The 24,788-nt window shown below is 68.9% G+C and carries 30 protein-coding genes; 8 read left to right on the top strand and 22 right to left on the bottom strand.

The features are described 5' to 3' along the window. Positions 1-15 precede the first annotated feature (15 nt). The 7 genes from AWC02_RS08815 to AWC02_RS08785 all read right to left on the bottom strand — a co-directional run bounded on the left by AWC02_RS08815 (position 16) and on the right by AWC02_RS08785 (position 8,038). On the bottom strand, positions 16-405 hold the full coding sequence (locus AWC02_RS08815) for a MarR family winged helix-turn-helix transcriptional regulator (RefSeq protein ID WP_085137078.1): 390 nt from the start codon (positions 403-405) through the stop codon (positions 16-18). A gap of 23 nt (positions 406-428) precedes the next feature. Continuing rightward, entirely contained in the window at positions 429-758 is a 330-nt protein-coding gene (locus tag AWC02_RS08810; RefSeq protein ID WP_085128400.1) for a DUF732 domain-containing protein, read from the bottom strand. Beyond that, positions 755-1,495, bottom strand: a complete 741-nt coding sequence (gene narI / locus AWC02_RS08805; protein ID WP_237160397.1) for a respiratory nitrate reductase subunit gamma — start codon at positions 1,493-1,495, stop codon at positions 755-757. Before narI ends, AWC02_RS08810 begins: the two co-directional genes overlap by 4 nt. Continuing rightward, positions 1,492-2,154: a nitrate reductase molybdenum cofactor assembly chaperone gene (narJ, locus tag AWC02_RS08800; RefSeq protein WP_085128399.1), complete on the bottom strand. Its 663-nt coding sequence runs from the start codon at positions 2,152-2,154 to the stop codon at positions 1,492-1,494. Before narJ ends, narI begins: the two co-directional genes overlap by 4 nt. Next, a complete protein-coding gene (gene narH / locus AWC02_RS08795) occupies positions 2,154-3,761 on the bottom strand; it encodes a nitrate reductase subunit beta (RefSeq protein WP_085128398.1) in 1,608 nt (535 codons plus the stop codon). Before narH ends, narJ begins: the two co-directional genes overlap by 1 nt. Before the next feature lie 2 nt (positions 3,762-3,763). Further along, positions 3,764-7,486, bottom strand: a complete 3,723-nt coding sequence (locus tag AWC02_RS08790; protein WP_085128397.1) for a nitrate reductase subunit alpha — start codon at positions 7,484-7,486, stop codon at positions 3,764-3,766. A 144-nt stretch (positions 7,487-7,630) separates the two neighbouring features. Continuing rightward, on the bottom strand, positions 7,631-8,038 hold the full coding sequence (locus AWC02_RS08785) for a (deoxy)nucleoside triphosphate pyrophosphohydrolase (RefSeq protein ID WP_085128396.1): 408 nt from the start codon (positions 8,036-8,038) through the stop codon (positions 7,631-7,633). 33 nt (positions 8,039-8,071) lie between these two features. On the opposite strand from AWC02_RS08785, the gene AWC02_RS08780 reads away from it, so the two are divergent. Continuing rightward, positions 8,072-8,356, top strand: a complete 285-nt coding sequence (locus tag AWC02_RS08780) for a 4a-hydroxytetrahydrobiopterin dehydratase (RefSeq protein ID WP_085128395.1) — start codon at positions 8,072-8,074, stop codon at positions 8,354-8,356. Here AWC02_RS08780 and AWC02_RS08775 read toward each other — a convergent pair. Beyond that, positions 8,334-9,620, bottom strand: a complete 1,287-nt coding sequence (locus tag AWC02_RS08775) for a mannosyltransferase (RefSeq protein WP_207568023.1) — start codon at positions 9,618-9,620, stop codon at positions 8,334-8,336. The two genes, AWC02_RS08780 and AWC02_RS08775, sit on opposite strands and share 23 nt — an antisense overlap. Before the next feature lie 142 nt (positions 9,621-9,762). Here AWC02_RS08775 and AWC02_RS08770 point away from each other — a divergent pair, with 142 nt between their 5' ends. Further along, complete coding sequence (locus AWC02_RS08770; protein WP_085128393.1) at positions 9,763-10,773, top strand: Rv1157c family protein; 1,011 nt, start codon at positions 9,763-9,765, stop codon at positions 10,771-10,773. Positions 10,774-10,777: 4 nt separating this feature from the next. Here AWC02_RS08770 and AWC02_RS08765 read toward each other — a convergent pair whose 3' ends face one another. Next, positions 10,778-10,924 carry a hypothetical protein gene (locus tag AWC02_RS08765; RefSeq protein WP_013828086.1) on the bottom strand — a complete coding sequence of 49 codons (147 nt, stop codon included), beginning with the start codon at positions 10,922-10,924 and terminating at the stop codon, positions 10,778-10,780. Then, the gene (locus AWC02_RS08760; protein WP_109560934.1) at positions 10,921-11,520 is read right to left on the bottom strand and encodes an HhH-GPD-type base excision DNA repair protein; all 600 of its coding nucleotides are present in this window, start codon (positions 11,518-11,520) and stop codon (positions 10,921-10,923) included. Before AWC02_RS08760 ends, AWC02_RS08765 begins: the two co-directional genes overlap by 4 nt. A gap of 141 nt (positions 11,521-11,661) precedes the next feature. On the opposite strand from AWC02_RS08760, the gene AWC02_RS08755 reads away from it, so the two are divergent. Next, the gene (locus tag AWC02_RS08755; RefSeq protein ID WP_085128391.1) at positions 11,662-11,958 is read left to right on the top strand and encodes a DUF732 domain-containing protein; all 297 of its coding nucleotides are present in this window, start codon (positions 11,662-11,664) and stop codon (positions 11,956-11,958) included. Here AWC02_RS08755 and AWC02_RS21190 read toward each other — a convergent pair whose 3' ends face one another. Next, on the bottom strand, positions 11,959-12,132 hold the full coding sequence (locus AWC02_RS21190; protein ID WP_109560933.1) for a DUF5302 domain-containing protein: 174 nt from the start codon (positions 12,130-12,132) through the stop codon (positions 11,959-11,961). Positions 12,133-12,191: 59 nt separating this feature from the next. After that, complete coding sequence (locus AWC02_RS08750) at positions 12,192-12,635, bottom strand: PPOX class F420-dependent oxidoreductase (protein WP_085128390.1); 444 nt, start codon at positions 12,633-12,635, stop codon at positions 12,192-12,194. 53 nt (positions 12,636-12,688) lie between these two features. Between AWC02_RS08750 and AWC02_RS08745 the strand changes: the two genes are divergently transcribed. Beyond that, the gene (locus AWC02_RS08745) at positions 12,689-13,213 is read left to right on the top strand and encodes a DUF1697 domain-containing protein (protein ID WP_085128389.1); all 525 of its coding nucleotides are present in this window, start codon (positions 12,689-12,691) and stop codon (positions 13,211-13,213) included. A gap of 10 nt (positions 13,214-13,223) precedes the next feature. Continuing rightward, positions 13,224-14,045 carry a class I SAM-dependent methyltransferase gene (locus tag AWC02_RS08740; protein WP_085128388.1) on the top strand — a complete coding sequence of 274 codons (822 nt, stop codon included), beginning with the start codon at positions 13,224-13,226 and terminating at the stop codon, positions 14,043-14,045. On the opposite strand, the gene AWC02_RS08735 is transcribed toward AWC02_RS08740, so the two are convergent. Continuing rightward, the gene (locus AWC02_RS08735; RefSeq protein ID WP_085128387.1) at positions 14,042-14,419 is read right to left on the bottom strand and encodes an Rv1152 family transcriptional regulator; all 378 of its coding nucleotides are present in this window, start codon (positions 14,417-14,419) and stop codon (positions 14,042-14,044) included. The genes AWC02_RS08740 and AWC02_RS08735 overlap by 4 nt on opposite strands. A 28-nt stretch (positions 14,420-14,447) precedes the next feature. Here AWC02_RS08735 and AWC02_RS08730 point away from each other — a divergent pair, with 28 nt between their 5' ends. Then, positions 14,448-15,161, top strand: coding sequence for an SIR2 family NAD-dependent protein deacylase (locus tag AWC02_RS08730; RefSeq protein ID WP_085128386.1), 714 nt, complete (start codon positions 14,448-14,450; stop codon positions 15,159-15,161). A gap of 7 nt (positions 15,162-15,168) precedes the next feature. On the opposite strand, the gene AWC02_RS08725 is transcribed toward AWC02_RS08730, so the two are convergent. Beyond that, positions 15,169-15,807 carry a class I SAM-dependent methyltransferase gene (locus AWC02_RS08725; protein WP_085128385.1) on the bottom strand — a complete coding sequence of 213 codons (639 nt, stop codon included), beginning with the start codon at positions 15,805-15,807 and terminating at the stop codon, positions 15,169-15,171. Positions 15,808-15,973: 166 nt separating this feature from the next. Between AWC02_RS08725 and AWC02_RS22850 the strand changes: the two genes are divergently transcribed. Then, entirely contained in the window at positions 15,974-16,099 is a 126-nt protein-coding gene (locus tag AWC02_RS22850) for a hypothetical protein (RefSeq protein ID WP_109560932.1), read from the top strand. Positions 16,100-16,379: 280 nt separating this feature from the next. On the opposite strand, the gene AWC02_RS08720 is transcribed toward AWC02_RS22850, so the two are convergent. The 3 genes from AWC02_RS08720 to AWC02_RS08710 are packed head-to-tail and all read right to left on the bottom strand — an operon-like array spanning position 16,380 to position 19,267. Further along, complete coding sequence (locus AWC02_RS08720) at positions 16,380-17,378, bottom strand: NAD(P)H-dependent flavin oxidoreductase (RefSeq protein ID WP_085128384.1); 999 nt, start codon at positions 17,376-17,378, stop codon at positions 16,380-16,382. Between the two features lie 8 nt (positions 17,379-17,386). Then, the gene (locus AWC02_RS08715; RefSeq protein ID WP_046319830.1) at positions 17,387-18,139 is read right to left on the bottom strand and encodes a 3-hydroxyacyl-CoA dehydrogenase; all 753 of its coding nucleotides are present in this window, start codon (positions 18,137-18,139) and stop codon (positions 17,387-17,389) included. Positions 18,140-18,181: 42 nt separating this feature from the next. After that, positions 18,182-19,267, bottom strand: coding sequence for a CaiB/BaiF CoA transferase family protein (locus AWC02_RS08710; protein WP_085128383.1), 1,086 nt, complete (start codon positions 19,265-19,267; stop codon positions 18,182-18,184). Positions 19,268-19,319: 52 nt separating this feature from the next. Here AWC02_RS08710 and AWC02_RS08705 point away from each other — a divergent pair, with 52 nt between their 5' ends. Further along, the gene (locus AWC02_RS08705) at positions 19,320-20,129 is read left to right on the top strand and encodes an enoyl-CoA hydratase (protein WP_085128517.1); all 810 of its coding nucleotides are present in this window, start codon (positions 19,320-19,322) and stop codon (positions 20,127-20,129) included. 31 nt (positions 20,130-20,160) lie between these two features. Here the strand turns inward: AWC02_RS08705 and AWC02_RS08700 are convergent, their stop codons facing one another. The 5 genes from AWC02_RS08700 to AWC02_RS08680 all read right to left on the bottom strand — a co-directional run bounded on the left by AWC02_RS08700 (position 20,161) and on the right by AWC02_RS08680 (position 24,773). Continuing rightward, entirely contained in the window at positions 20,161-20,880 is a 720-nt protein-coding gene (locus AWC02_RS08700) for a CPBP family intramembrane glutamic endopeptidase (protein ID WP_085128382.1), read from the bottom strand. An 80-nt stretch (positions 20,881-20,960) separates the two neighbouring features. After that, the gene (locus AWC02_RS08695) at positions 20,961-21,488 is read right to left on the bottom strand and encodes a gamma carbonic anhydrase family protein (protein ID WP_085128516.1); all 528 of its coding nucleotides are present in this window, start codon (positions 21,486-21,488) and stop codon (positions 20,961-20,963) included. Next, positions 21,485-22,273, bottom strand: coding sequence for a crotonase/enoyl-CoA hydratase family protein (locus tag AWC02_RS08690; protein ID WP_085128381.1), 789 nt, complete (start codon positions 22,271-22,273; stop codon positions 21,485-21,487). Before AWC02_RS08690 ends, AWC02_RS08695 begins: the two co-directional genes overlap by 4 nt. Then, positions 22,270-23,415 carry a thiolase family protein gene (locus tag AWC02_RS08685; protein WP_085128380.1) on the bottom strand — a complete coding sequence of 382 codons (1,146 nt, stop codon included), beginning with the start codon at positions 23,413-23,415 and terminating at the stop codon, positions 22,270-22,272. Before AWC02_RS08685 ends, AWC02_RS08690 begins: the two co-directional genes overlap by 4 nt. Before the next feature lie 86 nt (positions 23,416-23,501). Continuing rightward, the gene (locus tag AWC02_RS08680) at positions 23,502-24,773 is read right to left on the bottom strand and encodes a cytochrome P450 (protein WP_085128379.1); all 1,272 of its coding nucleotides are present in this window, start codon (positions 24,771-24,773) and stop codon (positions 23,502-23,504) included. Positions 24,774-24,788: the final 15 nt, after the last annotated feature.

The raw sequence follows: 24,788 nt of genomic DNA, 5'->3' as shown, positions 1-24,788 counted from the left end.
AAGGTGAAACCGATGTCACAGTCCCAGGGGGGACTCCGCGGAGAACCTCTCGAGCTCTTTGAGGTGCAGTTCGGTGAGCGCCTGCAGGCACTGGGCGGCCGTTTCGGTGAGCTGCAGCCGGATCACCCGCTGATCTTCGCTGTCGCGTACCCGGGTGACCAGACCGGCGCTTTCAGCCCGCTGGATCAGCTCGCCGGCACTGTGATGCCGCAGCAACAGGTACTCGGCGATGTCGCCCACCGTCGGTCCCCGCGGGTCGCTGTGGCCCCGTACCGCCAGCAGCAATTGGTGCTGCGCCGGGGTGAGCCCAGCCGCCTGGGCCTGGTCGGCACTCCACCGCTCGAACCGGCGCAGCCGCGTGCGGAAGGCAAGCAGCCGGGAGTAGACCTCGTCAGGCAGGGGCACGCCCGTCACCTTATTCGGATTCGCTACGTCGTGCCCGCCGCGCCGTTGCGCACCAGCTGATCCGGGCAGTACACCTGCGCGGCGATCCCCACGAACTGGGCTCCGTGCTCGGTTGTCAGGCCGGGATTGCGGGACTTGAGACCCTCGAGCACCTGCGGGCTGGGCTTACCTTCGGCGATCAGCTCGCACACCAGTTTCGCGGTGACGATCACTTGATCGGCATTGGTGTAGGTGATCCCGGCCGCCTGCAGAGAGGTCAACAGGGCGGAGTCGGCGTCCCCGGGTTCGGCATACGCCGGCGCCGCCAGACACACCCCGCCGATCACGGTCATCAGCGCCGTGCGAATCCTCACCAGCCCCTCCTCTGCGGTCGTGAACCCATGGGTTGATTCCTCCTTGCTGCGTCGCGGCTGCGGTAGACGATGTAGGGCCGAAACAGGTAGCCGAACGGCGCGCTGAACGCGTGCACCAGCCGGGTGAACGGCCAGAGCGCGAACAGGGCCAGCGCGATCATCACGTGGATCTGGAAGTACAGCGGCGCCGCCAGCATCAGGTCGCCCCGCGGGTGCAGCGTGAGGATCGACCGGAACCAGACCGACACGGTCTCCCGGTAATCGTGGTCTTCGCCGTAGGCTGTGGTGCCCATCAGGGTGCAGCACATGCCGGCCACCAGAGCGCAGACCAGCACCGCGTACATGAGTTTGTCGTTGACGCTGGTGGCCTTGAACACCGAACGCTCGGTGCGGCGGCGGTAGATCAGCAGGCCGACGCCGACCAGGGTCGCAAGGCCGGCCGGAATCCCCAGAATCATCGCTTGTACATGGTAAAGGCGATCGCTCATCCCCGCAGCGCGAGTCCACGACTCCGGCACCAGCAGGCCCATGACGTGACCGGCGATCACCACAAAGCTTCCGAAGTGGAACATCGGGCTGCCGATGCGCAGCAGTTTGGACTCGTAGAGCTGCGACGACCGCGTGGTCCAGCCGAACTTGTCGTAGCGGTACCGCCACCAGGTGGCCACCCCGGCGACGGCCAGCACGAAATAGGGACCGATGTCCCACCACAGCTCCGCGTCGCTGATCAGGGTCATCGGGCCGGCACCGTGGGCATTCCGAGCGAGACGGCCGCCGTGTACGGCTGCAGTCCGACGGCTTCGGCCGGCGGTCCGGACTCCATCAGCGCACGCACCTGCTGCACCTCCTGATCGGTTGCCTCCGGCAGCGTCTGGCAGACCGCGCCCACGGCGAAGGCATACCGCGATCCCGCCTGGGTCAGCGCCCGGTGCACGACGTCGATGGGCGCACGGTGGGCCAGCAGCAGCCGGCGTCCGGCCGCGGGGTCCACCGTCGCGGCGAACTCCAGAACCACCGGCAGGTAGTCGGGCGCCTCCCCGGCCGGCGGCTGCACGCCGGCGTCGCGGTAGGCGTGGGCGAACGCCAGCATCTGCATCCCGCGGTTGCGGGTGTCGCCGCCGGTCCAGTAGGTCAGCAACATCGTGGCGCGCCGGCGCATGTCGAAGGTCTCGACGTAGTCGGCGGCGGCGGCCATCGGGTCCGCGGCGCGCAGGGCACTCGCCGTGCGCCGCAACAACGCCGCCGGCGGCCCGGCGTGGACCAGCAGCGCCTCGACGGTGTCGAGCCGCCGCGGCAGGTGCTCGTCGGGGTAGGACAGCAGCAGCGACGCGGCCTGCCACACCGCCCGGTCGGCGGGTCCGCCCGCCGGGCGCCGAGGTGGGAGCCGGAATCGCATCAGTGTCGCTCCGGGAACATCTCCGGCACGGCCCGCTGGCCGCCGCCCCAGTTGAGCAGGTTGGTCCGGCCCTGGGGACGTTGCGCGTGCCCGTTTTCCACCAGGTGAAACGAGGATTTCGCGGCCTCTCCGACACCGGCGCCGACGAACGGATCCTGTGCGTCCGGCCCGCCGGTGATCGAGCATCCCAGGTGCTCCAGGTCGTGCGCCTGCTGACTGTAGGCAGTGGGAATCACATAGCGCTCTTCGTACTTCGCGATCGCCAGCAAGCGATACATGTCGTACATCTGCTCTTCGGTCATGCCGACCGCGGCGGGGATGTGCGGCTGGGTGTCCCGTCCCAAGCTGATGTCGCGCATATAGGAGCGCATCGCAGCGAGCCGGCGCAGCACGCTCTCGACCACCGCGGTGTCGCCGGCGCTGAACAGTTCGGCCAGGTAGGCCATCGGGATGCGCAACGCCTCCAGCGCCCCGAACAGGTTGCCCAGATCCTCGCCGTCGTGGCCGTCCCGGCTGACCGCGTCGACCACCGGCGACAGCGGCGGGATGTACCAGACCATGGGCATGGTGCGGTACTCCGGATGCAGCGGCAACGCCACTCGAAAGGTGTTGATCAGCGCGTAGATCGGCGAACGCGCGGCGGCCTCGATCCAGGTGTCGGAGATCCCCTCGGCCCGCGCTCCGGCGATTACCGCCGGGTCGGTCGGGTCGAGGAACACCTCGCACTGCGCGTGATACAGATCGGCGTCGTTGTCGACCGACGCCGCCTCGAGCACCTTGTCGGCGTCGTAGAGCACCAGGCCGATGTAGCGCAGCCGGCCGACACAGGTCTCCGAGCAGACGGTCGGCAGCCCGACTTCGATGCGCGGGTAACAGAAGTGGCACTTCTCGGCCTTGCCGGTCTTGTGGTTGAAGTACACCTTCTTGTAGGGGCATCCCGACACGCACAGCCGCCAGCCGCGGCAGCGGTCCTGGTCGACGAGCACAATGCCGTCTTCTTCGCGCTTGTAGATCGCCCCCGTCGGGCACGACGCGACGCACGACGGGTTCAGGCAGTGCTCGCAGATCCGTGGCAGGTAGAACATGAAGGTCTCTTTGAGCTCGCTGGTGATCCGGTCGCTGACCTTCGCCAGGACCGGGTCGTTGACCAGGTTTTCGGGCGCGCCGGCCAGGTTGTCGTCCCAGTTGGGGCCCCACTGGATCTTCAGGGGCTCGCCGGTGATCGAGCTCTTGGGCTCGGCGACCGGGATGGTGTCGGCCAGCGGTGCCGCGGTGAGGTTCTCGTAGTCGTAGGTCCACGGCTCGTAGTAGTCGGTCAGCTGCGGCAGGTTGGGGTTGGCGAAGATGTTCAGCAGCTTGTGCACGCGGCCGCCGGCCAGCAACCGCAGCCGGCCCTTGCGGTCCTTGGTCCAGCCGCCCTTCCAGCGACTCTGGTCTTCGTAGGTGCGTGGATAGCCCCCGCCGGGGCGGGTATCGACGTTGTTGAACCAGACGTATTCGGTGCCCTCGCGGTTGGTCCAGGCCTGTTTGCACGTCACCGAACAGGTATGGCAACCAATACATTTGTCCAGGTTCATCACCATGGCCAGCTGCGCCATCACCTTCATGGTCAGTACCTCACGTCCTGACTGCGCCGCCGCACCACGGTCACCTCGTCGCGCTGGTTTCCAGTCGGGCCCAGATAGTTGAACCCGAACGCGTGCTGGCCGTAGCCCCCGGCGAGATGACTGGGCTTGACCCGGATTCTGGTCAGCGAGTTGTGCGTGCCGCCCCGCTTGTTGTTGGTCTCGGCCCGCGGGGTGTCGACGGTGCGTTCCTGCACGTGATAGACGAACACCACCCCGTCGGGCATCCGCGAGCTGACGATCGCGCGTCCGACGAACACCCCGTTGACGTTGACCGCTTCGATCCAGTCGTTGTCCCTGACACCGATTTTCGCGGCATCGCCGGGGCTCATCCACATGGTCGGGCCGCCCCGCGACAGCGACAGCATGTACAGGTTGTCCTGGTAGGTGGAGTGGAAGGACCACTTCGAATGCGGCGTCAGGTAGCGCACGGTAATGCCGATGCCGTCTGCGGCCGCACCCAGTTCGGGGGCGTCGAACAGCCGCACCATGTCCAGCGGCGGGCGGTATACCGGCAGGTGTTCGCCGAGCTCCTCGATCCAGTCGTGGGCGGTGTAGAAGTGCATCCGGCCGGTCAGGGTGTGAAACGGCTTGAGGCACTCGATGTTGATGGTGAAGGGCGCGTAACGCCGCCCGCCGGTCTCGCTACCGGACCACTCCGGGCTGGTGATCACCGGCACCGGGCGCGCCTGGGTGTCGGCGTAGGTGATCCGCTTCTCCGCACTGCCCTCCGACAGGTGCGCCAGCTGCCGGCCGGTGCGCTTCTCCAGCTCCCGGAAACCCTCGGTCGCCAGCCGGCCGTTGGTGGTGCCCGACAACGCGAGCACGGTGTCGCACATCCGCGTCGCGGTGGTCAGCGCCGGGCGCCCCTCCCCCGCCCCGGACGTCAGCACCCCGAAGCGGGCGGCCAGGTCCTCGACCTCTTCGTTCGGGAAGACCGTGTAGCCCTTGGTGGTCATTCCGAGGGTGTCCACCAGCGGCCCCAACGACTGCCACTTGTCGAAGATCGCGGTGTAGTCGCGTTGCACCACCGTCACGTTCGGCATGGTCTTGCCCGGAATCGGCGTCTGGCCGCTGCGCAGCCAGTCGCGCTCGGTGCCGTCGGGGCAGGCCATCGCATCGGCGGTGTCGTGCGCCATGGCGGTGAGGACCACGTCATCGCGGACGCCCAGGTGCTTGGCCGCCAGCGCGCTGAATGTCCGGGCGATCGCCCCGAAGGCGTCGTAGTCGCTGCGGGTCTCCCAGGGCGGGTCGATCGCGGCGCTGAACGAGTGCACGTAGGGATGCATGTCCGTCGACGACAGGTCGGCCTTCTCATACCAGGTGGCCGCCGGCAGCACGATGTCGGAGAGCAAGGTGGTCGAGGTCATCCGGAAGTCGATCGACATCAGCAGGTCGAGCTTGCCCTCCGGAATGTCGCGGTCCCAGCGCACATCGGCCGGTTTGACCCCGCCGGTGGGCGGCTGTCCGATCACGCTGGCGTCGGTGCCCAGCAGATGCTTGAGGAAGTACTCTCCGCCCTTGCCGGACGCCCCGATCAGGTTGGCCCGCCACACCGTCAGCACCCGCGGCCAGTTCGCCGGGTCGTCGGGATCGGTGACCGCGAGTTTGAGCTCACCGGAGGCGAGTCGCTCGGCGACGTAGTCGCCGGCGTCGCGACCGGCGGCGGCGGCCTCGTCGGCCACCTCCAGCGTGGAGCGGTCGAACTGCGGATAGAACGGGCTCCACCCCATGGCCGTGGCCGAGGCCAGGATGTCCATGGTGTGCCGGCCGTCGAATCGGCCGCGCCCCAGCGGCGTTGCGAGTTTGTCCGCCCCGTAGGCGTCGTAGCGCCACTGATCGGTGTGTGCGTACCAATACGAGGTGCCCGGCACCTGGCGCGGCGGCCGCGACCAGTCATTGCCGGTGGCCATGGTCTGCCATCCGGTCAGCGGGCGCACCTTTTCCTGGCCGACATAGTGTGCCCAGCCGCCGCCGTTGCGGCCCATCGCGCCGGTGAGCATCAGCAACGCCAGGACCGCCCGGTAGGTGGCGTCGCCGTGGAACCACTGGCAGATGCCGCTGCCCATGATGATCATCGAGCGGCCGCCGGATTCCTCGGCGTTGCGGGCGAATTCGCGGGCGACTCGAATCGCCTGGGCGGCCGAGACACCGGTGATCGGCTCTTGCCAGGCCGGGGTGTTGACCTGTGTGGCGTCGTCGTATCCGGTGGGCCACTGGCCGGGCAGCCCGGGCCGGCGCACCGAATAGTTGGCCAGCATCAGGTCGAACACCGTGCAGACCAGGTGCTCGCCGACCTGGCGCACCGGGACCCCGCGTTCGACAGCGGTGCCGTGGCCGGTCACGGTGTCGAAGCTGGGCAGCCAGACCAGGGCGGTGGGTTGATCGCCGTTGCGCGCCGCGGGGCTTTTGACGCTCAACGCCGGCCGCAGCTCGCCGAGGTCGAGGTTCCACTTGCCCATGCCGTCGTCGCCCCAGCGGAAGCCCAGCGAGCCGTGCGGTACCACCACGGCGTCGGTGACCTCGTCGAGCAGGGCCGGCTTGAACGCCGAGTTCTCTGTTGCCGCAAGCTCTCCGCCCAGGTCGGCGGCGGTCAGGTTCTTGCCCGGAACCAGCCGGCCGTCGCGGGACTCCAGTTTGATCAGGAAGGGTAGGTCGGTGTAGCGGCGCACGAAGTCGGCGAAGAACGGGACTTCGCGTTCGGCGTAGCACTCGGTGAGGATCACGTGGCCCATCGCCATGGCCAGTGCGCCGTCGGTGCCGGCCGCACAGGGCATCCACTCGTCGGCGAATTTGGTGTTGTCGGCGTAGTCCGGGCTGACGGAGACCACCTTGGTGCCCCGGTAACGCACCTCGGCCATCCAGTGCGCGTCGGGGGTGCGGGTGATCGGGACGTTGGAGCCCCACATCATCAGATACGCCGCGTCCCACCAGTCCCCGGACTCCGGGACGTCGGTCTGGTCGCCGAACACCTGAGGTGAGGCGACCGGCAGGTCGGCGTACCAGTCGTAGAACGACGACATCACCCCGCCGAGCAGCTGGATGAAGCGCGACCCGGCGGCATAGGACACCATCGACATCGCCGGAATCGGCGAGAACCCCGCGATCCGGTCGGGCCCATGGGTTTTGATGGTGTGCACGTGGGCCGCGGCGACCATCTCGGTGGCCTCGGCCCAGCTCACCCGAACCAGCCCGCCCATGCCGCGCGCCTGCTGGTAGGTGCGCCGGCGCTCGGGATCGGCCTGGATGTCCGCCCAGGCCGCCACCGGGTCGCCCAGGCGCGCCTTGGCCTCGCGGAACATCTCCACCAGCACGCCGCGGGCGTAGGGGTAGCGGACCCGGGTCGGCGAGTAGGAGTACCAGGAGAACGAGGCGCCGCGCGGGCAGCCGCGGGGTTCGTATTCGGGGCGGTCCGGGCCCACCGAGGGATAGTCGGTGGCCTGGTTCTCCCAGGTGATGATGCCGTCCTTGACGAAGATCTTCCAGGAGCACGATCCGGTGCAGTTGACCCCGTGGGTGGACCGCACCACCTTGTCGTGACTCCAGCGGTCCCGGTAGAAGACGTCGGCCGCGCGCCCACCCCGACGGGTGACGGTGCGCCCGTCCGGCGAGACCTGGCCGGGGGTGAAGAACCGGCCGCTGCGTCCGAGCAGTTGCTCGAACGGCCCTCCGATGTGCGCGGTGGGCGGTCGCGCTGTACGTGTCATCGGGATCTCCTTAGGCGGTAGCCGCGCTCCGACGGGTCATGTGCAGTCCGGAGCCGCCGCACACCATTTCAGGCCCGAAACACCAGCGTAGCGGGATATATCGCTCAACGACCCTTTTGCAGGGCGAGATTTAACAGAGCGTTTTCACCAGAGTGCCCGAGCCAGCTCGGACAGCCAAGCCCGATCGGCAGGTACCCAGTCAACGTCGAGCAGTTGCACAGCCGTCACCCAGCGCAGGGCCTGATGGTCATGCGGCTGCGGCTCGCCGGCGCTGAGCCGTACAAGGTAGGCGCGCAGGATCATCTGCGGGTTCAGCACCACATCCGCGCCCAGGCGTTCCCCCACGGTGATCGCCTCGGGGTCCAGGCCCAGTTCTTCGCCGAGCTCGCGCGCCAAGGCGGCCGGTTCGCTCTCGCCGGGCATGACTTTGCCGCCCGGCAGCTCCCAGCGACCGGCCAGCTCCGGTGGGCGGCGACGCTGCGCGATCAGCACCGCAGGCCCCGCCGGCGACGGCGCGACGACGGCTCCGGCGACGACGATCTGGGAGGGCATGGCGTGTGAGGCTATACCGTCCTACGGTCAGGTATGGCGTTGTTGACCGATGACCAGATAACCGAGGCACTGCCCGGCCTGCCGGGTTGGGAGCACACCGACGGCGCGTTGCGCCGCACGGTGAAATTCGACTCGTTCCCCGCCGGCATCGAGGCGGTGCGCCGGGTCGCTGAGCGCGCCGAGGCGGCCGATCACCACCCCGACATCGACATACGATGGCGCACCGTGACTTTCGTGCTGGTGACCCACTCGGCCGGCGGGATCACCGACAAGGATGTGGCGATGGCCGGTGAGATCAACCGGATTCTGCAGACCTGACCCGCGAGGCCGCCATCCAGGCCAGGGTCACCAGCGCGCCGACGATGTAGACCAGGCCGGCCCACGCCAGGTACCACGGCCGGCCGTCCTGCCAGATCGTCGGCTGGAAGAAGCTCAGCAGCCAGGGCACCCCGATCAGGGTCAGCGCCAGCCACAGCCAGCCCAGTGCGCGGGCGCCCGGAAGACCGGCACGGGGCCCGTGCAGCAGCCAGATCATCAGCGGCACCAGCCAGACCCAGTGATGCGTCCAGGAGATCGGGGACGCCAACAGCCCGAACAGCTCGACCACCAGCAGCGACCCGAGCGGATCGGGTCCGGACGGACCGCTGTTGAGCGCCCGCCAGGCCAACACCGCCAGCACCCCGGTGACGCCGATCGCGACCAGCACCGGCGTGCTGTAGCCCGCGTCGTGGCCGAGGATGCGCGAGATCCCGCCCCGCCACGACTGATTGAAGGACGTGCCGATGGGGCCCACCCGGTGGGCGTCGCCGAGCAGCTCGGTGAAGTAGCGGCGGGCCTGATCCCCGGTGACCCACACCGAGACCGCGACGGTGCCGGCGAACACGACCGCCGAGCACACCGCCGCCGCCCACCGCCGCGCCCCGGCCAGGTACACCCCGGCGATCGCGGGGGTGAGTTTCACCCCGGCGGCCAGACCCACCAAAAGCCCTGAGACCCACCATCGTCGGCTGTTGACCGCGGCGAGCACCGCCAGCACCAGGATCACGTTGATCTGGCCGTAGTCGAAGGTGCTGCGCAGCGGTTCGATCCAGATCCCGACCGCCGTCCACAGCATCGCGTTCCGGCGGTTCAGCGAGGCTCGACGAAGGAGAGGCGAAGCTGGGACCGCCCCATCAATCCGGCGGCCGGCGGTCACCGGCTGGCCCAGCAGGCGCTGGGTCAGCCGCACCACGCCGTACAGGGCGACCACCGTCCCGATCTGCCACAGGAAGGCGACCAGGCCGAACGGCAGGAAGTGCAGCGGGTAGAACACCACCGCCGCGAACGGCGGGTAGGTGAAGGGCAGCGGGAAGTCGGGCGTCTGGTCGGCGTAGACGTAGTCGTAGACTCCGCCGGGCCGGGTCAGCGCGGCCGCGCCGCTGATGTAGACGTGCAGGTCGACGAAGTTGGCGCCGCGCGGGGTCAGGTAGGTCAAGGCCAGGCGCGCCGCGACGCTGGCGGTCAGCAGCAGGGGGGCCCACGCGATCAGGCGGGATGTGCGCGAGGGCGCAACCGGGGTGTCCAGGGTGGTGTCTACCGGCACGACTTTAGACGAACGGCCGATCGGTCACCGTCGAGGTTCGGGTCCGTAACGGTTCTATAAATCACACACGTGTCACTTGAGCCTCACCAGTAACAAGCTAGCTTCGTTTTCCAGGACGCCACCGCCGATGATTGGGGAAGTCATGTCGCGCCTGAAGACGCTGTTCGGAACGCCGCAGTTCACCATGCAGCGCGCCGCCGCCAAGGCCACCGTCGCAGCCGGATCGTCGGCCGTGCTGGTCTTCGGCGCCGTCAGCGGGGTGGCCCTGGCCGACCCGGCCATGCCGGCGTTGCCGTTGCCCGCCGCGGGATTCCCCGGGCTGCCGGCCATCGAGCAGTTGAGCCCGGTGATTCAGCAGGCCGCCGCCGACCCCGCCGGGGCGACCTCCCTGCTGATGGCCGCGGCCGCCGCGTTCGCCGGAAACCCCGCCGCCACCCCCGACTCCCGGCAGGTGGCCGACTCGGTGGCGCAGTTCGTGCAGTCGCCGCCCGAGGCACTGTCGCCCCTGCACGTTCCGACGGCCGGCTCGGCTCCCGGCATGGTGGCCCACCTGCCCAGCGGTGTCGACCCGGCCAAGTCGGTGGGTCCGGTCGCCCAGGCGGCGCCCAGCGCCCCCGAAGCGCTGCCCGCGCCCGCCGAGGCCGTCCCGGCGCCCGCCGAGGCCGTCCCGGCGGCTCCCGACGCCGCATCGGTGGCACCCGGCCAGGACGCGGTGCCGACCGCCAATGCCGGATTCGGCCCGGACGCCCCGCCGACCCAGGACTTCATGTACCCGTCGCTGGGCCAGAACTGCTCCGCCGACGGCGGCAACGTCATCGCCACCGCGCTGTCGGTGGCCGGCCCGGCCACCATCCCGACGCCGGGCCCCAGGGCCGGCCAAACCGCCTACGTGTTCACCGCCGTGGGCACTCCCGGCCCGGCCGAGACGCAGAAGCTACCGCTGAACGTCACGTGGGTGAACCTGACCACCGGAAAGTCCGGCAGCGCAACGCTGCAGCCGCGCAGCGACATCAACCCCGAAGGGCCGACGACGCTGACCGCGATCGTCGACACCGGCTCGGGCAGCATCATGTCGACGATCTTCGGTCAGGTCAGCACCAAGGACCACCAGTGCAACTTCCTGCCCACCATCGGCTCGACGGTGGTGCCCTGAGCCGTCAGTAGGCCATGAAGAGGATGGCGTCCCGGTCGTAGCTCATGCCGGGATGCGCATCCGCAAGGTGCTTCTGGGCCAGGTCGACCAAGTCGTCCTCGTCCTTGCCGACAATGGCCTCGCCACACGGACAGTTCAGGTGAGTTTTCACGTCGCCGCCTTTCCCTTGCTCTCTCGGGCCTGTTTCGCAGCCTGTTTCTGGGCCTTCTTGGTGGACCGCACCTCGTGCAGTGACGCCGCATCCACGACATCGGCGATGGAGAGGTGCGTGCCTGCTTCACCGTATGCTCCGGCGGCCTCCCGCCATCCCGACGGGGTCACCCCGTACTGCTTGCCGAGCAGGGCCAGAAAGATCCGGGCCTTCTGCTCACCGAAGCCGGGCAGCGCCTTGAGGCGTTTGAGCACCTGCGCGCCGTCGGGCTCCCCGACCTTCCACAGGGCGGCCGTGTCACCGCCGTACTGCTCGCAGACCGCCCTGGCCAGCGCCTGAACCCGGCTCGCCATCGAGCCCGGGAACCGGTGCACCGCAGGCTTTTCGGCGAACAATGCGGCGAACTCCTCGGGATCGCGCGCGGCGATGTCGTGCGGGTCGAGCCCGCCCATCCGGTCGGCGATCTTCTTCGGACCGGCGAAGGCGACCTCCATCGGGATCTGCTGATCCAGCAACATCCCGACCAGCAGCGCGAACGGGTCGGCGCTCAGCAGGGCATCGGCTTGCGGATCTCCGGCCAACTGCAGCATGGGCACGCGCTCAGTCTAGGGCCACGCCCGCCGGCTGCCGGCGGCAATGAGCACGGCAGCCGACCAAAGCGTTGCGGTGGTCTGTGTCGGTGGAGTGTGCGAGCGTGTAATCAGCATCCAGCGGACGCACCTCTTAGGAGAAAGACCATGAGACGGGCAGTGGCAGTTCTCTTCGCAGCAGCGGTCACCGCTGTGGCCTTGGCGCCGGTGGCCGGTGCGATACCGGAGCAGGGCACCCCGGAGTTCGACACCTACATGCAGGGCCTGGAACGCAACGGGTTCAACTTGAACCCCGACACCGCGTGGCGGGTCGCCCACCAGGCGTGCGAAGGCGGCCTTCCCGGGTTCATCGGCTGGGAGTTGGCGGCCCAAGGGGTCGTCGGTCCGGGCGCCGATCAGCGCCTGATGGACGTGGCCCGCAAGTACGCGTGCCCCGTGCAGTAACTAGCCGCTCTTGCGGCGGAACTCCCGGCGGCTCTCCACCGGGCCGTGCGACCGGGACTGCTTGGCTCCGGCGTCCTTGTGGTCGGATCCGCCGGCCGCCTTGGCGTTCTTGCGCTCCAGCGCCTCGCGGAATTTGCGCTTGTTCTCGTCTGCGGCGGAATCTGACTCGGGCATACCCCGGAGCCTAGCGGTGATCCCCGGAGCGGCGCAGCCCGTCTCGGCCAAACCTGCCCTCAGCGCACGCCGGGGGGCATGCCGTAGAGGTGGTGGATCGGCAGGGTCAGCAGAACCCGCCGGTCGGTCACCATGGCCTGGCGGTAGTCGTCCCAGTCCGGATGCTCTCCGGCGATGCTGCGGTACAACTCGACCAGCGCCTCGACGGTGTCGTCGTCGGGGGCGCCGGCCGGCGGTGTCAGCTGGGCATCCCCCTCGGCGACGGCATAGGACCAGCCGTCATCGGAGCTGACCAACAGCGACGCGCGGGGGTCGCGGCGCAGGTTGCGGGTCTTGGCCCGCGGCTCGGTGACCGACACCTGCACCGTGAGGGCCCGCGGATCGAAGTGGTACTGCACGTTGGACAGCTGCGGGCGCCCGTCGCGCTTGACGGTGGCCAGCACTCCCAGCGTGTTCCCGCTGATCACGGCCAGCAACTTGTCGTCGAACACCTGGCGTCCCATGATCGAAGCGTACCGACGCGCCGCGTGTTCTTCGGAGGATTGGAGTAGCCCTCATGAGCCGGTATGCGCTGTTTCTGCGCGGCGTGAACGTCGGCGGGATCAAGCTCAAGATGTCCGACGTCGCCGCGGCGCTGCGCGACGCCGGATTCGACGAGGTCCGCACCCTGCTCGCCAGCGGCAACGTGCTGCTGGACTCGCCTGCCAAAGCCGCCGCGGTGCGGGCCACCGCCGAATCCGCGCTACGGCAGCGCTTCGACTACCAGGCGTGGGTGCTGGTCTACGACGTCGACACGGTCCGCGAGATCGTGACCGCATACCCGTTCGACGCCGCGGATCCCGGCCTGCAGTCCTATGTCACCTTCGTCGCCGACGACGCGGTGCTGGCCGAACTGGCCGAGCTCACCGACGGCGAGGAGAAGATCACCCTCGGGGACGGGGTGGTCTACTGGCAGGTCCCCAAGGGCGACACCCTGACCAGCCCCGTGGGTAAGACGATGGGGGCCAAGCGCTACCAATCGGCCACCACGACCCGCAATCTGCGCACTGTGCACAAGGTGCTCGACTCCGCCGACCGGTAAGGTCGCGCAGGTGGGCGAGGCACAGAAAGTCACCCTGACCGGGGTATCGGAAACAGCACTGCTGACCTTGAACGCGCGGGCGAACGAGGCCCGCCGGCCCGACCGGATCCTCGACGATCCGATGGCGGTGCGCCTGGTGGATTCGATCGACTTCGACTTCGCGAAGTTCGGCACCACCCGCCAGGACATCCCCCTGCGCGCGCTGGGTATCGATACGCAGGCCCTGCGCTTTCTTCGCCAACACCCGACGGGCACCGTGGTGGCCCTGGCCGAGGGCCTGCAGACCAGCTTCTGGCGGCTGAGCGAGGCGGTCCCCGATCCGCAATTCCGTTGGCTCACCGTCGATCTGCCCCCGATCATCGCGATCCGCGAACGGCTGCTCCCCAAGGAGCCGCGGGTGTCGGTCTGCGCCCAGTCCGCGCTGGACTACAGCTGGATGGACCTGGTCGACACCTCCGACAGCGTGTTCATCACCGCCGAGGGCCTGCTGATGTACCTGCAGCCCGACGAGGCGCTGGGCCTGATCGCCGAGTGCGCCCGCCGCTTTCCCGGCGGCCGGATGGTCTTCGACCTCCCCCCGTCGTGGTTCGGCTGGCTGATGCGCCAGGGCGTGCCGACCTCGCTGCGTTACCGGGCGCCGGCAATGCCGTTCACGCTGTCGGCTGCTGCCAGCGCCAAACTGGTGGACACCGTCCCGGGAGTGCGGGCCGTGCACGATCTGCAGCTGCCGCCGGGCCGCGGCCTGCTGTTCAAAAAGCTGCTGCCCGCCGCCTACCGGTTGCGGTCGCTGGCCGATGTGCGCCCGTCGCTGACTCTGCTGGAGTTCGGCTAACCCGCCCCGGCGCCGTCGAACGCGGCGTCGAGGTAGCGCAGCGCCTGGGCCTTATCCAGTCCGACCGCGCGGGCCGCGGCGGCGAATGCACCCGCGGCCTGGGCCATCGCCGCGTCCGCCGGATCGGTGCCGGCCACGAAAGTGCCGAAGCGGCCGCGGGTTTCGACAACGCCGCCGGACTCCAGCTCGCGGTAGGCCCGCGCGACGGTGTTGACCGCCAGGCCCAGTTGGCCCGCCAGGTCGCGCACCGTGGGCAACCGGGTGCCAGCCGGCAGCGAGCCGGCCCGGACTGCCTCGATCAGCTGCACCCTGATCTGCTCGAACAGCGGCCCGTCGTGGTCCGCGTCGATCTTCAGCATGTCCGAGAAGTCCATTCGGCCAGTATCCCGCTATGTTGGTGGCGTGCGGGTGGCGGTATTCAGCGGCGCAGGGATCTCGGCGGAGAGCGGGATACCCACATTCCGTGATGACGAGAACGGCTTGTGGTCGCAGTATGACCCCTACGAGGTGTCCAGCATCGACGGCTGGAACCGGCACCCCGAACTGGTGTGGGGCTGGTATCTGTGGCGCTGCCAGCTGTCCCGGCGCTTCGAGCCCAACCTGGGCCATCGCGCGATCGCGGACTGGGAGCAGCACGCCGAGGTCCAGGTCATCACCCAGAACGTCGACAACCTGCACGAGCGGGCCGGCAGTTCCACGGTGCACCATCTGCACGGCACCATGTTCAGCTTCCGCTGCGCGGACTGCGGCGAGCCCCGCACCCCGGAGCTGCCCGAGCTGCCCGAACCCGTGCTGGAGATCGCGCCGTCGGTGTGCGAGTGCGGCGGCTTGATCCGCCCGAACGTCGTGTGGTTCGGCGAGGACCTGCCCGACGGGCCGTGGAACGCCGCGGTTGAGGCCGTCGACAACTGCGACGTCATGGTCGTGGTCGGCACCTCCGGGGTGGTCTATCCGGCGGCCAGCCTGCCCGAACGGGCGCTGGACCTGGGCAAGACCGTCGTCCAGGTGAACCCCGAGCCCACGCCGCTGTCCGAGCGGGCCACGGTGCACCTGCTCACGACCGCCTCGGCGGCGCTGCCGGGCATGGCGCAGCGGTTGCCGTTCCTGCTGCGCTGAGGCGCGCTCAGGCCGTGCGGCTGGCCGAGCCCAGCGCGAACTCCGACACCGGAACCGGCGCCCAGGCCGGGAATTGGTGCCCGCGCCGCGACTCCGTGACGACGAATCCCGCTGCGGTGATCATCTGCTCGGTGTGGCGGTGGGTGTGGCAGTTGCCGAACAGCCGGGGCCAGAAGGTGGCGTCGGCCACCCGCTGCAGCCGGCCGCGGGCCCCGGCACTGGCGACGTGCTCGAAGTAGCGCAGCTCGCCGCCGGGCTTGAGCAACGTGAACAGCTGACGCAGCACGTCCTCGGGACGGTCGACCGAGCACAGGACCAGGGAGCACACGATCGCGTCGAAGGGCTCGCCGGCGTCCAGGGCCTCGACGGTGCTGGCCAGTACAGTGACCGGCACCGGCGCGGACGTCGCGGCCGCCGTGGCGGCGTCCCGCAGTCGCGACTCGGGCTCGGCGGCCACCACCTCGGTCACGGTCTCGGGGTACAAGCCGAAGTTGCTTCCGGTGCCGGCGCCGACCTCCAGCACACGCCCGGACAGGCCGGCCAGATTCTCCCGGCGCCGGTCGCGCAGCCATTCGGTCTCCCGGCTCGACATGAAGGTCCAGATCCGGGCGAACAGCGGGTTGTCCAGGGTGTCCGGTGCGCTCATGCCAGCCACCCTAGCCCGCCGCCGCGGGGCAGAGCGCACCGATTGTGGCGGATCACGCCCGCCGGCTCGGTAGGGCGCCGGCAAACCCTACCCGTCAGTAGTATTGCCACCATTTCCCGAAACGTGACTCAATGATTCCTTAATAGTGACCCATAGGCTCAGGGTCATGTGGATCGACGACTCAAGTGCCGACGTAATCAAGGTCGATTTCGAGGCTCTGTACCACGGCGATTTCCTCGTCGAGGGTGACACCTCGGAGCAGTTCGACGACTGGCATCTGCTGGCCAGTTGAGTGACCGGCGCCGCGACAGCGGCGCCGTTCCCTGTTGCGCCCCTCGCGCGACGGCCCCCGCTCCTCCGAGACCGGGTGCCACCTGTGAGTCAAACCATTTCTCTTTTACTCAGGCCCCGCTGCGGCATGCGCTGATCGAGCGCCCGGCGCGGCCCGGCCCAGCAACGTGCGGGCAACCCTCTCAACAACAACGCCGAACGTGCAATCAGGGCGGAAAATCGGTCCACATTCCGCCCTGATTACACGTTCGGCGCTGGTAAAACAGCCTCGGGTGTCGCTGTTAGGCGACGTTCTCCGCGTCCTCGTCCTCGACCATGTTGCCGAGACGTCCCAGGATGATCTCCTCGGCCTCCGACACGATCCGCGAGACCAGCTCGTCGACAGTCGGAATGTCGTTGATCAGGCCCATCGCGGTGCCCACCGTCCAGATGCCGGCGTCGATGTCGCCCTCGTCGAAGACGCGGCGGCCGCGCACGCCCGCCACCAGCTCCTGCACGTCGGGGAACTGACCGCCGTTCTTGAGGATCTCGACGACCTCGCGGGACACCGCGTTGCTGGCCACCCGGGCGGTGTTGTGCAGCGACCGGAAGATCAGCTCGGTGCCGCGCTCGTCGCCGGCGACGATCGCTTCCTTGACGTTCTGGTGGATGCAGGACTCCACGGTGCACATGAACCGCGAGCCCATGTTGATGCCGTCGGCACCCAGGGCAAGGGCTGCGACCAGACCGCGCGCGTCCGCGAAGCCGCCGGAGGCGATCATCGGGATCTCGATCTGTGCGGCCGCGGCCGGGATCAGCACCAGGCCGGGAACGTCGTCTTCGCCGGGGTGCCCGGCGCACTCGAACCCGTCGATGCTGATGCCGTCCACCCCGAGACTCTGCGCCTTCACGGCGTGCCGTACCGAGGTGCACTTGTGCAGCACCTTGATGCCGTTGTCATGGAACATCGGCAGGTGCGGCGCCGGGTTGGACCCGGCCGTCTCGACGATCTTGATGCCGGCGTCGACGATGACCTGCCGGTACTCGTCGTAGGGCGGCGGGTTGATCGCCGGCAGGATGGTCAGGTTCACCCCGAACGGCTTGTCGGTGAGATCCCGGGTCTTGGCGATCTCGTTGGCCAGGTCGGCCGGAGTCGGCTGGGTGAGCGCGGTGAGGAATCCCAGCGCCCCGGCATTGGCGACCGCGGCCACCAATTCCGCGCGACCCACCCACTGCATACCGCCCTGGGCGATGGGGTGCTCGACGCCGAACGCCTCGGTGAACTTCGTTGTGATGCCCATGTCACTCCTTACCTGGGGGCCATCCGGATCGCACCGTCGAGGCGGATGACCTCGCCGTTGAGCATCGGGTTGTTGATGATGTGCTCGGCCAGGGCCCCGTACTCGTCGGGGTCACCCAGGCGCGAGGGGTGCGGCACCTGCGCACCGAGGGACTTCTGCGCCTCCTCGGGCAGCGATCCCAGCAGCGGGGTCTTGAACAGGCCCGGCGCGATGGTGCAGACCCGGATCAGTTCCCGCGACAGGTCCCGGGCGATCGGCAGCGTCATGCCGACCACGCCGCCCTTGGACGCCGAGTAGGCCGCCTGGCCGATCTGGCCCTCGAACGCCGCCACCGAGGCGGTGTTGATGATGACACCGCGCTCGCCGTTGATCGGCTCGGTCTTGGCGATCCGCTCGGCCGAGAGCCGCAGCACGTTGAACGTGCCGATCAGGTTCACCTGGATGATCTTGGTGAAGGCGTCCAGCGGGAACGCGCCGTCCTTGCTCAGCGTCTTGATCGCGTTGCCGATGCCGGCGCAGTTGACGTTGATCCGCACCGGACCAAGCGACTCCGCGACGTCCAGGGCGGCCGTGACGCCCTCGGGGTCGGCCACGTTGGCCTCCACGAAGCGAGCCCGGTCGCCGAGCTCGGCGACAACGTCCGCACCCTTGAGGTCGATCACCACAACCAGCCCGCCGGCATCCAGCAGGCGCTTGGCGGTCGCCAAACCCAACCCGGAAGCACCGCCGGTGACAACGGCTACCGCGTCCTTGATCTGCACTCTCTTGGCCCCTCTCAGTCCCAACCGTCTGGTTGGTCGGGACTATACCCAGTCGTCCAGGACAGTCTCGTTGTCGGCTCCCAGAACAGGCGGCGGCGTCGGGGTGCCGGGCACGCTGCGGGAGAACCGCGGCGCGGGCATCGGCTGAAGATAACCGTTGACGTCGTAGAAAGTGTTGCGTTCGGCAATGTGCGAGTCGGTCTCCACCTCGCCGAAGGCCAGCACCGGAGCCACGCAGGCGTCCGAGCCGGCGAACACCGCCGCCCAGTGGTCCCGGTCGTGGGCGGCGAACGCCTCGGTCAGCTTCGCCCGCAGCTGCGGCCAGCCGCTGACATCGTTCTGCGCCGGCAACTCGGCCGGGTCCAGTTCGAGCTTGGCCAGCAGTTCGGCATAGAACTGCGGCTCGATGGCGCCGACGGACATGTACTTGCCGTCGGCGCATTCGTAGGTGTCGTAGTAGGGCGCGCCGGTGTCGAGCATGTTCACACCGCGCTCGTCGCTCCACATCCCCTGCGACCGGAAGCTCCACATCATCGCCGAGAGCACGCTGGCCCCGTCGACCATCGCCGCATCGATCACCTGGCCCTTGCCCGAGGTCTGCCGCTCCCACAGCGCGGCCAGAATGCCGACCAGCAGGAACATCGATCCCCCGCCGAAGTCGCCGGCGAGGTTCAGCGGTGGAACCGGGCGCTCACCGTGACGGCCGATGGCGTGCAACACCCCGGTCACCGAGATGTAGTTGATGTCGTGGCCGGCCTGCTGGGCACGCGGGCCGGTCTGCCCCCAGCCGGTCATGCGGCCGTAGATGAGCCGCTCGTTGACCTTGGCGCAGTCCTCGGGGCCCAGGCCGAGGCGCTCGGTGACGCCCGGCCGGAAACCCTCGATCAGCACATCGGCTTTGGCGACCAGCTGCAGCACCAGGTCGCGGCCTTCCGGCGACTTCAGGTCCGCGGTCACCGAGCGGCGGTTGCGCAGCATGGCGTCCTTGCTGGGGCCACCACCGAATTTCGGCGGCCGCTCCACCCGGACCACGTCGGCACCCAGGTCGCCGAGGATCATCGCCGCGTGCGGTCCCGGACCGATCCCGGCCAGCTCGATGACCCGCAGTCCCGCCAGTGGTCCCGCCATTTTGCGCCTCCTCGTCGTAAGCCTGTGTGATCAGCATCCTAAGGTGAAGGCCATGACAGCAATCGACTCCGGCATCGACACCCTGGCTCCGGTGGCGGGTGTGTCCGTCACCCTGACCGACGGGGTGCTCTCGGTGACCATCGACCGCCCCGACAGCCTCAACTCGGTGACCACCGGAGTTCTGGCCGGTATCGCCGACGCCATGGAGGCGGCCGCCCGCGACCCGCGGGTGCGGGCGGTGCGCCTGGGCGGGGCGGGGCGCGGGTTCAGCTCCGGGGCGGGGATCGGCGCCGAGGATGCGGCCGACGAACTGCCCACCGAGATCATCGTCGAGGCCAACCGCGCAATCCGGGCGATTGTCGCGTTGCCGCGACCGGTGGTGGCGGTGGTGCAGGGCCCGGCGGCCGGTGTCGGGGTGTCGCTGGCGCTGGCCTGCGACCTGATCGTGGCCTCGGACAAGGCCTTTTTCCTGTTGGCGTTCACCAAGATCGGGCTGATGCCCGACGGTGGCGCCTCGGCGCTGGTGGCCGCGGCGGTCGGCCGGACCCGGGCCATGCGGCTGGCGCTGCTGGCCGAACGACTCTCGGCGGCCGAGGCCCTGGAATGGGGGCTGGTCTCCGCGGTGTACCCGGCCGAGGAGTTCGACGCCGAGGTGGACAAGCTGCTGGGCCGCTTGCTGGCCGGCCCCGCCGTGGCGCTGTCCAAGACCAAGCACGCCGTCAACGCCGCTACCCTGACCGAGCTGGACGCGGCCCTGGACCGCGAATACGTCGGGCAGTCAATCCTGTTGAACAACCACGACTTCCGTGAGGGTGCGCGGGCGTTTCAGGAGCGGCGCGCGCCGAACTTCACCGACTCCTGAGTCGGGCGAGTCGGGGCGAGATCCCGGGCGGCTACATCCCGAACAGCGGCGGCAGCGCCAGGACCATCACCAGTCCCCAGACCAGGTGGGTCAACACCGGCGCCAGCACCCCGCCGGTGGCGCGGCGCTCCATGGCGCACACGCTGCCGAGCACCAGTGCGGCCACCCCCACCATGAGGTTGCCCGCCGCCATCATCGCCGCGACGTAGAGCAGCGTGGAGAACACCAGCGGGGAGCGGCGGCCGAAGGCACTGAACAGCGCGCCGCGGAAGAAGATCTCTTCGGCGATCGCGTTGACAATCGCGATCAGCACCACCAGCCGCCAGGAGACCTCGGTGGTGTAGGCCAAGATCGCCACCACCTGATCGGACAGCAGCGGAATCTCTTGCACCGCAACCCCGCCCAGCAAGAACACCCCGCCGAGCACCAGGCCCACCCCGGTGCCGGTGAACACCGGCCGCTCGTTGCGCCCGCGGAACCGCAACACCCCAAGGTGCAGCGGCCCGGCCACCACCGCCCCGACCGACCAGACCGCGGCCAGCACCAGCGACAACCAGTAGAACGACGCGTCGCCGGGAAGCTTGTTGTGCATGGCACTCAGCACCGCGGCGCCGATCAGCACCACCACCGCGACCACGGCGCGCCGCCGCTGCACCACCGCCCGCGGCTCGTGATAGGGCGGGGCCACCCTGGTGATGATGTCGGTGATCTCGCGCAGCAGGCCGGGGCGGGCCGGGCTGATCTGAGTCATAGGAGGACGTCCCCTCAGCGGCGGGTTGAGCAACGTCCCTAAAACGTAGCGGCCGAACGGCGGCCGGTGGCCCGAATGCGCTAGTTCGCCCGGTGGACTTCGGTCAGGTGCCGGTAGGCCGCGGCATTGAGCCGATTGTTGGCGACCTCGTCCTCGCTGAGTTCCCGCCGCACCCGCCCGGGCACCCCTGCGACCAGGGAGCGGGGCGGCACCACCATGCCCTGCGGGACGACGGCACCCGCCGCGACCAGTGAGCCCTCCCCCACGACGGCACCGTTGAGGACGATCGCTCCCATGCCGATCAGGCAGTCGTCCTCAATGGTGCAGCCGTGCAGCACCGCGTTGTGCCCGACACTGACCCGGTCGCCCACCCGTACCGCGAACCCCGGGTCGACGTGAACGGTCACGCCGTCCTGGATGTTGGACTCCGCACCGATCTCGATCGGTTCGACCTCGGCGCGCAGTGTCGCCGAGTACCAGACGCTCGCCCGATCGGCCAGGCGGACCTGGCCGATCAGGCTGGCGTTGGGGGCAACCCAGGCCTCAGGGTGCAGCTGCGGAGCGTGATCCCCGATGGGGATCAGCAGCGGCTGTGGCCGGTCGCTCAACGCGCCTTCCACACCGGGGCACGCTTCTCGGCGAACGCCCGCGGCCCTTCCTTGGCGTCCTCGGACCGCAGCAGCGCGGTGAACTCCCGGCCGGTCCTGGCCCAGGCGGCCGCCTCGTCGGCGATGACGCCGTCATCGACCCCGTAGGCGATCCGCTTGGTGGACCACACCGACAAAGGCGCGTTGACGGTGATGCGTTCAGCCAGCTCCAGCGCGGCCTCCAGGGCCTTGCCGTCCTCGACCACCTGGTTGACCAAGCCCCAGCGGGCCGCGTCGGCCGCCGAGATCGGCTCCCCGGTGTACAGCAGTTCCAGGGCCACCTTGCGGGGCAGCTGGTCGACGATGCGGAACACCCCGCCCGCCCCGGCGACCAGGCCCCGCTTGACCTCGGGCAGCCCGAACTGGGCGCGCTGCTCGGCGATCACCAGGTCGCTGGCCAGCGCCAGCTCGGTGCCGCCGCCCAGCGCGGTGCCGTTGACCGCCGCGATGGTGGGCTTGTCGATGAAGTGCTGCACGTAACCGGCGAAGCCCCATTCCGGATGTTCGGAGTGGTAGATGTTCTCCCGGTTGGCGATGGCCTTGAGGTCGGCGCCGGCGCTGAACGACTTGTCGCCGGCACCGGTGAGCACCACCGCGCGCACCTCGTCGTCGTTCTGCGCCAGCTCCAAGGCGTCGCCGACGCCTTGGCTCACCGCGCCGTTGATCGCGTTGCGCGCCTCGGGCCGGTTGATGGTGACCAGCAGGACGTTACCGCGCCGTTCTACCAGAACGGCCGCGTCACTCACAGCAGCTCCAGGATGGTCGCGTTGGCCTGACCGCCGCCCTCGCACATGGTCTGTAGGCCGTAGCGAATTCCGTTGGCGCGCATGTGGTAGAGCATGGTGGTCATGATCCGGGCGCCGGAGCCGCCGAGCGGGTGGCCCAGGGCGATGGCCCCACCGTTGGGGTTGAGCTTCTTGGGGTCGGCACCGATCTCGGCGAGCCAGGCCATGGGCACCGGGGCGAACGCCTCGTTGACCTCGAACACCCCGATGTCGTCGACACTGAGCCCGGAACGCTGCAGCGCCTTCTGGGTGGCCGGGATCGGCGCGGAGAGCATCATCACCGGGTCGGCGCCGGCCAGGGTGGCGGTGTGCACCCGCGCCAGCGGGGTCAGGCCCAGTTCCTTGGCCTTCTCCGCCGACATGAACAGCAGCGCGGCCGAGCCGTCGGAGATCTGGCTGGAGTTGCCGGCGTGGATCACGCCGTCCTCTTTGAAGGCGGGCTTGAGCTGGGCCATCTTCTCCAGCGTGGTGCCGCGGCGGATGCCCTCGTCCTCGCTGACGACGTTGCCCTCGGGGTCGGTGATGGCAACGATCTCGTCCTTGAAGGCGCCCGCGTCCTGGGCGGCAGCGGCCTTGTCGTGGGACGCCAGCGCGAACTCGTCGAGCGCGGTGCGGGTCAGGCCCCACTTGGTGGCCATCATCTCGGCGCCGATGCCCTGGTTGGGGGTCTGGTCGTAGCGCGCCTTGAAGGAGTCGCCGTAGGGCCGGCCGCCGTTGGCCAGCGACGAACCCATCGGGGTCCGCGACATCGACTCGACACCACCGGCGACGACGACGTCGTAGTGTCCGGCGATCACGCCGGCGGCGGCGAAGTGCACCGACTGCTGGCTGGAACCGCACTGGCGGTCCACCGTCACCGCGGGGACGCTCTCGGGCCAGCCCGCGCTCAGCACCGCGGTCCGGCCGATGTCGAGGGCCTGCTCACCGGCCTGCATGACGCAGCCCCAGATCACGTCGTCGACCAGCGCCGGGTCCACACCGGCCCGGTTGACCAGGCCGTTGAGCACCTGGGCGGACAACTCAGCGGGGTGGACCCCCGACAGTCCGCCGTTGCGCTTGCCGACGGGCGCGCGCACCGCTTCTACGATGACGGCTTCAGCCATGATGCTCCTTAGTCAACGAGGTGTAGTTGCCCTCGATTGTCAACCAACCCGTCGGTCGCCCCCGAAGGGGGGTGGCTACCTGCTCGTCAGGGGGCCGGATCGAACTCCAGGTGCAGGTCCTGGAGGCCCCGCATGATGAAGGTCGGCTCGAAGTTGTAGCGGCGCGCGTCAGGCCGGCCGTGCTTGTCCTCGCAGATCCGGATATCGGCCATCCGGTCCAGGATGCGGTTGAGTGAGATCCTGCCCTCGGCGCGTGCCAGCGGAGAGCCGGGGCACGAGTGCACCCCGCGCCCGAACGCCACGTGCTCGCGCACGTTGCCCCGATCGATCCGGAACTCGGCGGGATTGTCGAACTTGCGCGGATCGCGGTTGCTCGCACCGGGCAGCAGCATGACGGTGCTGCCGGCGCGCACTGTCGTCTCCCCCACCGTCGTCGTGGTGCGCGCCATCCGGAAGTGCGCTTTGACCGGGCTCTCGGTGCGCAACGTCTCCTCCAGGAACACCGGGATGCGGTTGCGGTCCTCGCGCAGCGCCGCCTGGATGTCAGGGCGTTCGGCTATCACCCGCAGACCGGCGCTGAGCAGTTTGACGGTGGTCTCCTGGCCCGCGGCGAACAGGAAGGTGGCGACCCGCACCACATCGATGATCTCGGGCGTCGACCCGTCGTCGTACTTGGCCTGCGCCAGTTCGGTCAGCACATCTGGCCGCGGGTGTTGGCGACGGTCTTCGATGTAGGCGTAGAACCGCTCGTCGAGCCACTGCAGCGGATTGTGGGAGATGGGGTCCTCGTCCAGGGCGCCCACCTGCTCACCTGCCATTACCCGGCGGAACTCCCGGTGATCGTCCTCAGGCACGCCGAGCAGATCTGCGATGACCAGCATGGAGAACGGTTTTGCGTAGTCTTCGATGAACTCGCACCGGCCCTTTGCGACAAACCTGTCGAGTTGTTCGTCGGCGAGCCGCCACATGAACTCCTCGTTCTCTTTGAGCCGTTTCGGGGTCAGCAACCGGCTCAACAGCCCTCGCGTTCGGGTGTGCTCGGGCGGATCCTGGGTGACGATGTGCTCACTCATCGGGATCTCGTGCCGGTGCGCCTCGATCAGGTCCCCGACGTCGTCGACGTCGGCGCCCACCCCGTCGAACGACAGACCAGAGAACGGGCCCGCAACAGAGACGCAGGCCGAGAACGCCGGATCTTTATACACGGCAAGAGCTTCGGCGTGCCCCGTGACGGCAAGCACGCCCAGGTGCGGTTGGTGTGCGACCGGGCATCTGTCCCGCAGACTGTCGAAATAGGGGTACGGGTCGGGGATCAGTGACTGGTCGGTGAAGAAGTCCACCGATTCGAATTCGCTCACAGCGCGCCTCCTACG

The organism is Mycolicibacter engbaekii (genome assembly GCF_002101585.1).
GTDB classification, from domain to species: Bacteria; Actinomycetota; Actinomycetes; order Mycobacteriales; family Mycobacteriaceae; genus Mycobacterium; species Mycobacterium engbaekii.
The sequence above is the reverse complement of the archived record's forward strand: the minus strand, read 5'-3'. Positions and strand labels throughout refer to the sequence as shown.